Raw genomic sequence first — 13,034 nt, 5'->3', positions numbered from 1 at the left:
GCATGACCCGTCCTGGGCCATGGCTAGACGTCCTTCTCATCGACGCTGAACAGAGCGTGATTGCGACTTCATTGTTGTGATCGCAGCCCTATCGACACGCCTGTCTTTTCTGACCGGCGCGCCAAGCCTTGCCGTGCCGGTTTTCCGGCGGACGAGGCGCGGCGGTACCTGCTTGACAGTTTCCCGGCTGACCATAGGGGCAACAGCCATGAAACTTACGCTCAAGGAATTCTTCGCAGGTTTTCTGCGGACCCGCCACATCGCCCGGCACTTCCGTCGCCTGGCGCTGCTGGAATCGATCAGCGACTCCACGGTCAGCCGTGAAGTCCCGCCCACTCTGGCCAACACCCTGGTCGATGCCGCGCAGTGCGACAGCGGTATGTTGCTGTCGTCACTGGGTACGCATTCCGATGGCCTGACCGATTTCGAAGTCGATGCGCTGCGTGCGCAATACGGCCTCAACGAAGTCGAACACGAGCAGCCGCTGCCATGGTGGATTCACCTGTGGCACTGCTACAAAAATCCGTTCAACCTGCTGCTGACCCTGTTGGCGGTGATCTCGTGGTTGACCGAAGACCTCAAAGCCGCCGTGGTGATTTTCTCCATGGTGGTGCTGTCGACGCTGCTGCGTTTCTGGCAGGAAAGCAAATCCAACCAAGCCGCCGATGCGCTCAAAGCCATGGTCAGCAACACCGCGACGGTGATGCGCCGTGACGCGCCACGCAGCGAGTTGCCGATCAAGCAATTGGTGCCGGGCGATCTGATCGTGCTATCGGCTGGTGACATGATTCCTGCCGATTGCCGGGTGCTCAGCGCCAAGGATCTGTTCGTCAGCCAAGCGGCGATGACCGGCGAATCGATGCCGGTGGAAAAGTTTCCACGTCAGGCTGATCGCGACACGCGCAATCCTCTGGAGCTGGACAACATCCTGTTCATGGGCACCAACGTCGTCTCCGGCACAGCGGTGGCGGTGATTCTCACCACCGGCAACAGCACTTATTTCGGTGCGTTGGCCCAGCGTGTTGGCGCTACTGATCGCGCAGTGACTTCCTTCCAGCAAGGCGTCAACAAAGTCAGCTGGCTGTTGATCCGTTTCATGTTCGTGATGGCGCCGCTGGTGCTGTTCATCAACGGTTTCACCAAGGGTGACTGGACCGAAGCGCTGCTGTTCGCACTGTCGATTGCCGTCGGCCTGACCCCGGAAATGCTGCCGATGATCGTCACCTCGACGTTGGCCAAAGGCGCGGTGTTTCTGTCACGCAAAAAGGTCATCGTCAAACGTCTGGACGCGATTCAGAACTTCGGTGCCATGGACGTGCTGTGCACCGACAAGACCGGCACGCTGACTCAGGACAAGATCTTCCTGGCGCGCAATGTCGATGTCTGGGGTGAAGACTCCGATGACGTGCTGGAAATGGCTTACCTCAACAGCTACTACCAGACCGGCCTGAAAAACCTGCTGGATGTCGCGGTGCTGGAACACGTGGAAATTCACCGTGAACTGAAAGTCGGCACGGCGTTTCGCAAGGTCGATGAGATTCCGTTCGACTTCAATCGTCGGCGTATGTCGGTGGTGGTCGAAGGGCGTGGCCAGCCACACCAGTTGATCTGCAAAGGTGCGGTGGAAGAAGTGTTGGCGGTGTGCAGCCGCGTGCGTCACGGCGAGGTCGATGAAGCCTTGAGCGATGAATTGCTGACCCGGATTCGTCAGGTCACCGCAGCATTCAACGCTGAAGGCTTGCGCGTGGTGGCGGTGGCCGCCCGCTCAATGCCCGAAGGTCGCGAGATTTACAGCCTGGCCGATGAGCAGGACCTGACGCTGATCGGTTACGTGGCGTTCCTCGATCCACCGAAGGAAAGCACCGCGCCAGCGCTCAAGGCCTTGGCCGAACATGGTGTGGCAGTGAAGGTGCTGACCGGTGACAACGAACTGGTGACTGCGAAGATCTGCCGCGAAGTCGGCCTCGCGCAACAAGGCCTGCTGCTGGGCAATGACGTTGAGCGCATGAGCGATGCCGAACTGGCGGTAGCCGTGGAAACCACCAATGTGTTCGCCAAACTGACGCCGTCGCACAAGGAGCGCATCGTGCGCATCCTCAAAGGCAACGGTCACGTGGTCGGTTTCATGGGTGACGGCATCAACGACGCACCCGCGCTGCGTACGGCTGACATCGGTATCTCGGTAGACAGTGCGGTGGACATCGCCAAGGAAGCGGCCGACATCATCCTCCTCGAAAAGAGCCTGATGGTGCTGGAGGAGGGCGTGCTCGAAGGCCGGCGCACCTTCGCCAACATGCTCAAGTACATCAAAATGACTGCCAGTTCCAACTTCGGCAACGTGTTCTCGGTGCTGGTCGCCAGTGCGTTCATTCCGTTCCTGCCGATGCTTCCGATGCACCTGCTGGTGCAGAACCTGCTCTACGACATTTCGCAGATCGCCATTCCATTCGATAACGTCGACGAGGAAATGCTGAAAAAACCACAACGCTGGCAGCCGGGCGATGTCGGGCGCTTCATGCTGTTCTTCGGCCCGATCAGTTCGATCTTTGACATCACCACGTTCGCCTTGATGTGGTACGTGTTTGACGCCAACACGCCGGATCACCAGACGCTGTTCCAGTCCGGCTGGTTCGTGGTCGGCTTGCTGACCCAGACGCTGATCGTGCACATGATTCGCACGCCGAAGATTCCGTTCCTGCAAAGCCGTGCCGCCATGCCGCTGCTGGTGATGACCGGGATCATCATGGCGGTTGGCATCTTCCTGCCGATGGGGCCGCTGGCGCACTACTTCAAATTGCAGGCGCTGCCGTCGCTGTACTTCGTGTTCCTGCCGGTGATTCTGCTGGCGTACATGGCGCTGACCCAGGCGGTGAAAGGTTTTTACATCCGCCGGTTCGGCTGGCAATAAACAGCTAGAACGCTGCCCCCTGTAGGAGCTGCCGAAGGCTGCGATCTTTTGATTCTGCTTCCAAAGATCAAAAGATCGCAGCCTTCGGCAGCTCCTACAGGGCTGTGTATTTTTTCAGGGAGATGACGATGCAAGCCATCAACAACCTCAACCTCGATTCGCTGCTCGACACCCTCGTCAGCCTCAGCGCTGCGTTCATTCTCGGCGGTCTGATCGGCTTCGAGCGCCAGTACCGGCAACGCACCGCCGGCCTGCGCACCAATGTGCTGGTCGCGGTCGGTGCGGCGATTTTCGTCGACATGGCCAACCGTCTCGCCGGCGCTGAAGGCGCGGTGCGTGTGGTCGCCTACGTGGTGTCCGGCATCGGTTTTCTCGGCGCCGGGGTGATCATGCGCGAAGAGGGCAACGTGCGCGGCCTCAACACCGCCGCGACTCTGTGGACTTCAGCGGCGGTCGGCGCCTGTGCCGGCGCCGATCTGCTCGCCGAAGCCGTACTCGGCACGCTGTTCATTCTGGCCGCCAACACCTTGCTGCGGCCGATCGTCAACAACATCAACCGCCAGCCACTGGACGTGGTCTCGGCGGAAGTCACCAACATCGTCTATGTCATCGCCCGACGCTCACAGCAAACCGCCGTGTTTGCCTTGCTCGAAGCCGAGCTTGAACGCAGCAACTACCCGGCCAGCGATGTTGATGTGCATGCGTTCGGTGCCGATGAAATCGAGATCGAAGCGACGCTGGCGACAACTTCGGTCGATGGCGATGAACTCGACGCACTGGTGGCGCGAATTTCCACGTCGGCGCTGGTAGTGCAGGCGTTCTGGAGTCCGAGTACCACTGAGTAAACTGCCTCACCCTCCGATGAGTAGCTGTTTTTTTCGGAATATTCCTACAGATCCCGCCACGAGGCTTGCGTAGTCTTGCCGCACCCAGAAACCGTGACCCCGGGAGATTGACCATGATCAATAAAGCCCTGCGCATCCTGATCGCCGACTCGCAGCACTTCCACCGGATGAAAGTCGAGCGCTTGTTCAACAGCCTCGACTATTACCGCGTGGCGCCGGCGCAAAGCCTTATCGAACTGATGACGCTGGTGGATTACGGTTGCGAGCCCTTCGATGTGGTGGTCATCAACGCCGAACTGGCGGCGGGCTCGCTGGATCTGCTGGGGTTCTTCCTCGATAACCCGCAGGTTCGTCAGGCGTTGATCTACAACGAAGGCACGGCACCGCTACAGCAGGCTTCGGGCTTCGCTCAGGAAAATGTACACGTCAGTCATTTGTCACTGCCCTCAAAGCAGTCGATCCGCCAGTTGATGGCGCTGGTCGATGTACCCGCAAAGCCACACGAACCGGCCGTGCGCAAGGTGTGCCCGTCGGTGCAAAATGCTGCACATGCATAAAAAATCCCTGACCACAACTGTCAGGTCTGACAGGTGATTCGCTCGCCGTTCCATGTAACAGTCCCTGCGCAGCCACTGAGTCTGGATCAGCCCCCATCGGTGGCTCGTTCGCCAGACTTTGCATCGGGAGTGGCCATGAAGTCAGCGCTGATCGTCGATGATCATCCGGTGGTGCGCGCCGCCATCCGAATCGTGTTAATAGCTGCGGGTTTCAAACTGATCTACGAAGCATCTCAAGGCAACGAGGTGGTGTCGCTTATTCGTGAACACAAGCCTCAACTGGTGATACTCGATCTGAATTTGCCAGTACTCGATGGACTGGACGTTCTGGAGCGAATCAGGGTCAATAATCTTCAAAGCCCGGTGGTGGTTTTCAGTACATACGAACCTGCGTTCTATCAGGAGCGCTGTGTGCGTGCCGGGGCCATGGCTTACGTGACCAAAACCAATCAACTGGAGCAGTTGCGCAATGCCATTCGTGCGGTGATGTCAGGGCATACCTATTTTGCCGCACTCCCGGACTATTTCAGCACGCTGAATGCCGTGCAGGCCACGGAAAAACAGATGATCGATCAGCTCTCTGATCGTGAGATGAGCATTTTCCAGCAGCTGGCGCAGGGCAAGTCCAACAAGGCGATTGCCGAGGACATGCACCTGAGCCACAAGACCGTGAGTACTTACAAGACCCGCCTGATGAAAAAACTCGGGGTGATTTCGGCGATGCACTTGCGCGACTTCGCCAAGCGCAATCATTTGATCTGAGCGATCGCACATGAAGCCAGGATGCTGGATTGTCTGGTGGTGGTTGAGCCTGATGGCCACCTGTTGGGCGAGTGAAGCGCCGCAAGTGCTGCAAGTGCTGACCCGCACGGGACCGGGAAATGTCCAGCTACGTCTGGACGAACAGGATCGGCAATGGCTGCGTTTGCACCCGGTGTTGCGCATGGGCATTTCCGGACCGGATTACCCGCCGTTCGAGATCTCCCGCAATCAACAGGAACTCGAAGGGCTGACCGCTGATTACGCCGATCTGCTGGCGCAATTACTCGGCGTGCGCATCGAAGTCCTGCGTTTTGCCAATCGCGATGCGGTGATGGCGGCGCTCAAGCGCGGCGATCTCGATGTGTTGGGGACTTCCAACAGTTTTGAGACCGCCGACCCGGACATCATCCTGTCCCGTGCTTACGCCGAAGATCAGCCGATGCTGGTGACCCGGCTCGAAGAACAATTGCCGAGCGATCTGGCCGGCAAGCGTCTGGCCATGGTCGAGGACTATCTGCCGCTGGCGAGCGTGCAAGCGTTTTATCCCCACGCCAGCGTGCAGCGTTATCCTTCGGCGATGGATGCGCTGGGCGCGGTGGCCTTTGGCGCGGATGACGTTTATCTGGGTGACTTCATCAGCGCCAACTACCTGATCAACACCAATTATCGTAACGACCTGCAATTGGCCGGCCCGGCGGGACTGGACGCCAATGCGTTCGGCTTTGCCCTGTTGCGCAGCGACCCGCACCTCAAACGCATCGTCGATAAAGCGTTGGCGGCCATCCCCATGGAGCGCCGTCAACGTATCGAGCAACGCTGGAGCGCTGGCCTTGCCGAAATGGCTGAACAGTCGCGGGTGCAACTCAGTGCCAGTGAGCGGGAGTGGCTGGAGCAGCATCCGGTGGTGCGCGTCGGTGCCATCGAAGATTTCGCACCGCTGACTTTTTTTGATGCCGATGGCCGTTTCAGCGGGCTGTCGGCGCAACTGCTGAACTTGATCAGCCAGCGCAGCGGCCTGAAGTTCGATATCGTGCGCGGAGCATCGCTCGATCGCCAGATAGAACAGCTCAAGGCCGGTGAACTCGATGTATTGCCGGTGGTGACGCCGAGCAGCGAGCGCGAAACCGAACTGCAATTTACTCGCGCCTATCTGAACAATCCGTTTGTGCTGGTCAGCGCAAACACTGCGCAGGGGCCGCTCAACCTTGATGACCTGGCAGGCAAGCGACTAGCGATTTATCGCGGCCATCCGTTGCGCAGTTATCTCCTGGGACGCGTGCCGCGCGTTCGTCTGGTCGACGTCAAAAGTCCCGCTGAAGGCATGGCGATGATTGCCAAAGGTCAAGTCGACGCCACGGTGAGCTCTCTACTGGTCGCACGCTTTCTGATCGCCCGTCACTACCGTGAACACCTGCGGATCAGCGGCACCGTCGGCGATCAACCGGCGCGCATTGCGCTGGCGACCGCACCGCAAATGCCCGCGCTGCATTCGATCCTGAACAAGGCACTCCTGAGTATCGCCCCGCAACAGATGGACGAACTGGTTGAACGCTGGAGCCACGATGTGGTGGTCGATGACAGTTACTGGTTAAAACATCGCCAGGAAATCCTGCTTGGCTTTGCCGGTGCAGCGGTCTTGTTGGCGCTGGCACTGGCCTGGATCGTTTTTCAGCGCCAGCAGATTCGCCGGCGCCAGCAATGGTTGCAGCAATTGCAGGAAGCCAAGGATGCGGCGGACGACGCCAATCGGGCGAAAACCACCTTTCTGGCGACCATGAGCCATGAAATCCGCACGCCGATGAATGCCTTGATCGGTATGCTCGAACTGGCCTTGAAGCGCGCAGAAGAGGGTGTGACCGATCGTTTGGCCATTCAGGTGGCGTCCAACGCCGGGCAACAATTGCTGGCGCTGATCGGCGACATTCTTGACATCGCACGGATCGAAACCGGGCATTTGTCACTCGCGCCCGAACGCGCCAACCTGCGTGAACTGGTGGTGTCGGTGTGTCGGGTGTTTGAAGGGCTGGCGCGGCAGAAACGCTTGCTGTGGCACATCGAACTCGATGCGCGCAGCAATGTGGACGTGCTGATTGATCCGACGCGCTTCAAACAGGTGCTGTCTAATTTGCTCAGCAACGCGATCAAGTTCACCGAGGAGGGTGAGGTCAGTCTACGGCTGACGGTGAGTGCAAGAATGACTGAGCGCCTGGCCGTGAAGGTGCTGATTGAGGACAGCGGAATAGGGATCAGCCACGATGATCGGCAGCGGCTGTTCAGCCCTTTCGTGCAGGCGAGCAATCACTCGCAGTCGGTACGCAGTGGTTCCGGACTTGGGCTGGTCATCAGTCGCAGCCTCTGCGAAATGATGGGCGGCACGCTGCGGCTCGACAGTACGCCGGGCGAGGGAACGCAGGTCGAAGTGAGTCTCGAACTGCCACTGTTGGTCGTCCTCGCTCAGCCCCCGGCAACCCCACGAACTGCGGCTGCTGATACGTGTTCACTGAGCGTGCTGGTGGTGGACGATCACCCGGTGAACCGTTTGCTGTTGTGCTGGCAGTTGAGTGAACTCGGCCATCACACGGTCGACACCGAGAACGGCGATGAAGGGTTGGAGCGCTGGCGGGCGCAGGCGTTTGATGTGGTGATCACCGACTGCAACATGCCGCGGCGCAACGGTTATCAACTGGCGCGGACCATTCGTGATGAAGAAGCTATTACCGGTCGCGAACCCTGTCTGATTCTCGGGTTTACCGCCAATGCACAGGCCGAAGAAAGAACGCGTTGCCTGCATGCCGGCATGGACGAATGTCTGTTCAAACCGATCCGCTTGCACGACCTGGCGCAGGCGTTGGCGGCGGCCAGTCATTGCGACATCGCGGTTGACCCCGTTGAGGTGCTGGCGCTGGCGGAAATCGACCTGAGCACCCTGGAGCAAATGGCCGGGGATAATCGTGCCATGATCGAACAGTTGCGCAAGGAAGTGTTGAACAGTTTGCAACTCGATCTGCAACGTCTTGATGATTTGCAGCCTGAGCTGGATCGTGCAGGGCTGCGTGAACTCACTCATCACATCAAGGGCGGGGCGCAGATGGTGGGCGCGGCGCAAGTAGTGGCGGCGTGTGTTGATCTGGAACTGGCGAGTCAACAGGCGCAAGCGGCCACGCTGGGCATCGCAGTCGAGACGTTGCGCAAGGCCATGACCGGTCTCGCGCAACGTCTGCAGGCCTGAACGGGCAATATCGCTGGATCAGTCCCAGTCTGGCGCGATGCCTTTCGGACTGGTCAGGCGATGGCCGCGATCCAGTTTGGCAATCAGTGCCATGTCGGCGTCGCTCAACGTCAGCGCCGTGGCGGCGAGGTTGCTTTGTAGATTGGCCTGTTTGGTCGACGAAGGAATCACGGCATAGCCCGACTGCATTGCCCAGGTGAGAGTGACTTGCGCCGGAGTAGCCTGCAGGCGCTCGGCGATTTGCAGGATCAGCGGATCGTTCAGCACTTCACCGTAGGCGAGGGTCATGTACGACGTGATGTGGATGCCTTGGCTCTGTGCAAACTCGACGACTTTACCGTTTTGCAGGTACGGGTGCAGTTCGATCTGGTTGGTCGCGATGTGGTCGGCACCGACCGCGGCGATCGCCTGTTGCATCAGCTCGATGGTGAAGTTGGACACACCGATCTGCCGGGTCAGGCCCAGGCGTTTGGCTTCCAGCAGGGCGGCCATGAACTCTTCGACCGGGACCTGGTTTTCCGGCGATGGCCAGTGAATCAGCGTCAGGTCGAGGTAGCCGGTCTGCAGTTTTTCCAGGCTTTCCTTGAGGCTGTCGATCAGGCGATCCTTGGCGAAGTTGGCGACCCAGATCTTGCTGGTGATGAACAGCTCTTCACGCGGGATGCCGCTGGCTGCGATGGCCTGGCCGACATCGGCTTCGTTTTCGTAGATTTGCGCGGTGTCGATGACCCGGTAGCCGAGTTCGAGGGCGGTGCTCACTGAGTCAATGACGACCTGGCCTTGCAAGCGAAACGTGCCAAGGCCAAAAGCGGGAACAGACATGAAAGACTCCAGGGGTTGCAGTGGGAATGGCCGGGAGTATCCGCGTCTGCATCGTTGAGAAAAACCGCTGGCGGGGCAAAGCACTGTTGACCGCAAGTCATGAATCCACCCATTGATTTTTGTTGTTTGGACTGGCCCTATCGCGAGCAGGCTCACTCCTACATTGGAACGCGGTCTCCTGTAGGAGTGAGCCTGCTCGCGATGGTCGCGACTCGGTCTCAGGCTATATCGCTCTGCGCAAACTCCTCCCCGAGAAAATCAATCAACGTGCGCACCGACGGCAACAACCCGCGCCGCGACGGAAAGATCGCATGCACCACCCCGCATTTCGGAGCCCAGCCCGGAATCAACTCCACGACTCGTCCGGTAGCAATGTCCTCTCGCACGACTACGCTCGGCAGATGCGCCACGCCAACGCCGGCAATCACCGCCTGACGCAAGGCAATCAAATCATCGGTGACCATCCGCGGCGTATGCCGATTCAGCGCCGTGTTGCCATTCGGCCCGAGCAGTTCCCATTGATATTCGCGCTGCGCCGCCCCCCAATGCAGGCTCGGCAGGCCATTGAGGTCAGCAGGCGAGGGCGGTGATGACAGACGTTCGACGAACTACGGGCTGCCGACCACTGATTGCGTACTGTTGCCCAGCACTTTCATGACCATGTCGGTGTTTTCCAGCGGCGGGAAACGCACGCGCAAGGCAATGTCAATGCCTTCATGCAACAGATCGACACGGCGGTTGGTGCTCTCGATAAACAACTCCACCATCGTTCTCCAGATAGAACGCTAAGGCTGATTTTTGCAGTCTAGTGCATTAATGGTCATGGATTTAAGCTTAATCCATCACATCACTCACCCCATTGGAGACAACCATGAAAAACATCATCGGTATCTACACCAGCCCGCGCGGCCATTGGGTCGGCGATGGTTTCCCGGTTCGCACGCTGTTTTCCTACGACAACCTGGGCAAACACATCAGCCCGTTCCTGCTGCTCGATCATGCCGGCCCGGCCGACTTCACCCCGACGACTGAACGGCGTGGCGTTGGTCAGCATCCGCACCGTGGTTTCGAAACCGTGACTATCGTGTATGAAGGCGAAGTGCAGCATCGCGATTCGACCGGCAGTGGCGGCGTGATCGGCCCGGGCGATGTGCAATGGATGACTGCGGCTTCCGGGATCCTCCACGAGGAATTCCATTCGGAAAACTTCGCCAGAACCGGCGGCAAACTGGAAATGGTCCAGCTGTGGGTCAACCTGCCGGCCAAGGACAAAATGGCCGCGCCGGGCTACCAGACGATTCTCGACAGCGACATCCCGAGCATTGCGCTCAAGGACAACGCCGGCAGCCTGCGCCTGATCGCCGGTGAATTCGAGGGGTACAAAGGCCCGTCGCGCACCTTCACACCGATCGACGTGTGGGATCTGCGCCTCAACGCCGGCAAGTTGCTGACGCAGGATCTGCACGAAGGCCGCAATACCGCGCTGGTGGTGTTGAAAGGCTCGGTGCAGGTCAACGGTGTGGAATCGGTGCGTGAAGGGCAGTTGGCGCTGTTCGAACGTGACGGCCATCAGATGACGCTCGAAGCCAGCCAGGACGCGGTGGTGTTGCTGCTCAGCGGCGAGCCGATCGACGAACCGATCGTCGGCCACGGCCCGTTCGTGATGAACACCGAGCAGGAAATTCACCAGGCCTTCGCCGACTTCCAGTCCGGCCGCTTCGGTCAGATGCACGCTTAACGCATCACCACTCCGCTCTACACAGGACGCGTAGGCCGGTTCGCAGGCCAGGGATGGCTGTTGCCTATAGAAAAGAGGAAACGCACATGACCACTCAATACAAACGTCTGGACAAGAACAACGCTGCGGTGCTGCTGGTCGACCATCAAGCCGGACTGCTGTCACTGGTGCGCGACATTGAACCGGACAAATTCAAGAACAACGTGCTGGCGCTGGCCGATCTGGCCAAGTACTTCAAACTGCCGACGATCCTCACCACCAGTTTCGAAACCGGCTCCAACGCCCGTTGGTGCCAGAGCTGAAGGCGCGTCCGGTACGTTCAACGAACTGACCAGCGAATCGGCGTGGAACCGCATGTCCAGCGCCGGTGCGCAATTGATGACCTGGTTCGGTCTGGCCTGCGAGCTGCATCGCGACTGGCGCAACGACATCGAAGGGTTGGGCACGCTGTTCTCCAACCACATCCCGGACTACCGTAACCTGATGACCAGCTACAGCACCCTGACTAACGGTAAGTAATCTGCCACCCCGTAAACCTGTGTAGGAGCTGCCGCAGGCTGCGATCTTTTGATGTTGTTTTTTAAAGATCAAAAGATCGCAGCCTGCGGCAGCTCCTACATGGGTTTCGCGGTGTTTTGGCGTGGGTGTTCAGGCTCTGAAATCAATTGCTCCTACACTTGCTCAATCTGTGCGATCTTCTCGCGATTGGCCCCCGTCGGAGTTGTTTGATGCTGTCTCTGCTCACCGAACATCCGTTGTTCTGCGCGTTGATCCTGATCCTCCTCGATCTGGGCCTGTGGCGTCTGATCTCCTCCCACGGCAGCGAGTGGAAACTGCTGGTGCGGGTGCTGATTTTCACGCTGTTCAGCGTGCTGCTGTTCAACGAAGGCCTCAACCCGATGGAGCCGGCGCCGTGGGCCGACAACGTGCCGCTGCATCTGGCGGCGACCGGATTGCAGATTGGCTGGTGGCTGTTCGGCGCGCGCACTCTGACGGTGTTGATCGGCGCGGTAATGATGCAGCGGGTCGGCCACACCGGGCGGCTGTTGCAGGACTTGCTCGGCGCGGTGATTTTCCTCATCGCAATCATTGCCGCGCTGGCCTATGTGCTGGATCTGCCGGTCAAAGGCGTGCTGGCGACGTCTGGCGCCTTGGCGATCATCGTCGGTCTGGCTTTGCAGAGCACACTCAGCGATGTGTTCTCCGGGATCGTCCTCAACACCACCAAGCCATATCAACTGGATGACTGGATTTCCATCGACGGCACGGAAGGGCGGGTCACCGACATCGACTGGCGCGCTACGCGTCTGCAAACCAGTCAGGGCAGCATGGCGGTGATCCCTAACTCGCTGGCGGCCAAGGCCAAGATCATCAACTTCAGTCGACCGAGCAATATGTTCGGTGTCGCGGTCAGCGTGCAGGTCAGCCCGCATGCCCGGCCCAGTTCGGTAATCGATGCGCTGGAGCGGGCAATGCAGGGCTGTCGGCAGCTGCTCGATACGCCAGCGCCGAGCGTGGCACTGAAAAGCTCCAGCAGCAGCGGTGCGGAATACGAAATCAGCGGGTTCGTCGCGTCGATGGGCGAGAAGCGTGTAGTGCGCAATCAGCTGTTCGATCTGGCCTATCGGCACTTGCAGGCGTCCGGGGTCAATCTGCTGTCGAGCGATGAAAGCTCTGCACCGACCAATTTGTCGCGGCCCCGGGCGTTGCTCGACAGCTCGCCGATTTTTTCCACCCTGCGTCAGGAAGAGAAAGACACCTTCAGCCAGAACATGAGCCTGCAAACCTTTCGCGCCGGTGAAATCATTCTTGCGGGCGGCGAGGTCAGCGATCACCTGTTCATTATCGAGTCCGGAGTGGTTTCGGTGACATTGAAGCGCCACGGCACACCATTCGAGTCCGGGCGCATGGGGCCGGGCGAGGTGATTGGCGAGGCTGGGATCTTGTCCGACACCGCGTTGCCGGCGGACTTTTCGGCGAAGACCTTTTGCGCGTTGTATCGCATCGAGAAGTCCTACCTTAAACCGTGCCTCGATGCGCGCCATGACATCCACGACGCGATGCAGACGCTGCTCGATTTCCGCCTGCACAAGGCGCAGTCCCTGACCGAGGAAGCGCCGGCGGTGGTACCGAAAAGAGGCTTTTTGCAGTGGCTGCGCAATCGCGCCTGAAG

Annotated in this window: 8 protein-coding genes and 2 pseudogenes; 8 read left to right on the top strand and 2 right to left on the bottom strand. The window is 59.3% G+C overall.

What is annotated here, in order from left to right:
• The first annotated feature begins 208 nt into the window (after positions 1-208).
• From mgtA to ACOYXE_RS12930, 5 genes are all read left to right on the top strand, one after another.
• Positions 209-2,908: a magnesium-translocating P-type ATPase gene (gene mgtA / locus ACOYXE_RS12950; protein ID WP_160057122.1), complete on the top strand. Its 2,700-nt coding sequence runs from the start codon at positions 209-211 to the stop codon at positions 2,906-2,908.
• 128 nt (positions 2,909-3,036) lie between these two features.
• Positions 3,037-3,753: an MgtC/SapB family protein gene (locus tag ACOYXE_RS12945; protein ID WP_007913384.1), complete on the top strand. Its 717-nt coding sequence runs from the start codon at positions 3,037-3,039 to the stop codon at positions 3,751-3,753.
• Between the two features lie 113 nt (positions 3,754-3,866).
• Positions 3,867-4,310 carry a chemotaxis protein CheY gene (locus tag ACOYXE_RS12940; protein WP_160057123.1) on the top strand — a complete coding sequence of 148 codons (444 nt, stop codon included), beginning with the start codon at positions 3,867-3,869 and terminating at the stop codon, positions 4,308-4,310.
• A gap of 135 nt (positions 4,311-4,445) precedes the next feature.
• Entirely contained in the window at positions 4,446-5,072 is a 627-nt protein-coding gene (locus ACOYXE_RS12935; RefSeq protein ID WP_160057124.1) for a response regulator transcription factor, read from the top strand.
• 10 nt (positions 5,073-5,082) lie between these two features.
• Positions 5,083-8,301 (top strand): transporter substrate-binding domain-containing protein, encoded by a 3,219-nt coding sequence (locus tag ACOYXE_RS12930; RefSeq protein ID WP_405121990.1) that lies wholly within the window; start codon positions 5,083-5,085, stop codon positions 8,299-8,301.
• A gap of 18 nt (positions 8,302-8,319) precedes the next feature.
• Here ACOYXE_RS12930 and dkgB read toward each other — a convergent pair whose 3' ends face one another.
• Entirely contained in the window at positions 8,320-9,123 is an 804-nt protein-coding gene (gene dkgB, locus ACOYXE_RS12925) for a 2,5-didehydrogluconate reductase DkgB (RefSeq protein ID WP_460929530.1), read from the bottom strand.
• Positions 9,124-9,341: 218 nt separating this feature from the next.
• A pseudogene (locus ACOYXE_RS12920) lies at positions 9,342-9,890 on the bottom strand (LysR substrate-binding domain-containing protein); the annotation flags it as partial.
• Between the two features lie 104 nt (positions 9,891-9,994).
• On the opposite strand from ACOYXE_RS12920, the gene ACOYXE_RS12915 reads away from it, so the two are divergent.
• From ACOYXE_RS12915 to ACOYXE_RS12905, 3 genes and pseudogenes are all read left to right on the top strand, one after another.
• On the top strand, positions 9,995-10,861 hold the full coding sequence (locus ACOYXE_RS12915) for a pirin family protein (protein ID WP_460929528.1): 867 nt from the start codon (positions 9,995-9,997) through the stop codon (positions 10,859-10,861).
• Between the two features lie 86 nt (positions 10,862-10,947).
• Positions 10,948-11,380 (top strand): annotated as a pseudogene (locus ACOYXE_RS12910) (hypothetical protein).
• Between the two features lie 209 nt (positions 11,381-11,589).
• Positions 11,590-13,032, top strand: coding sequence for a mechanosensitive ion channel domain-containing protein (locus ACOYXE_RS12905; RefSeq protein WP_405121988.1), 1,443 nt, complete (start codon positions 11,590-11,592; stop codon positions 13,030-13,032).
• Positions 13,033-13,034 lie beyond the last annotated feature (2 nt).

This window comes from Pseudomonas sp. MC6, from assembly GCF_054790575.1.
This window is presented reverse-complemented; position numbering and strand designations above follow the sequence as displayed.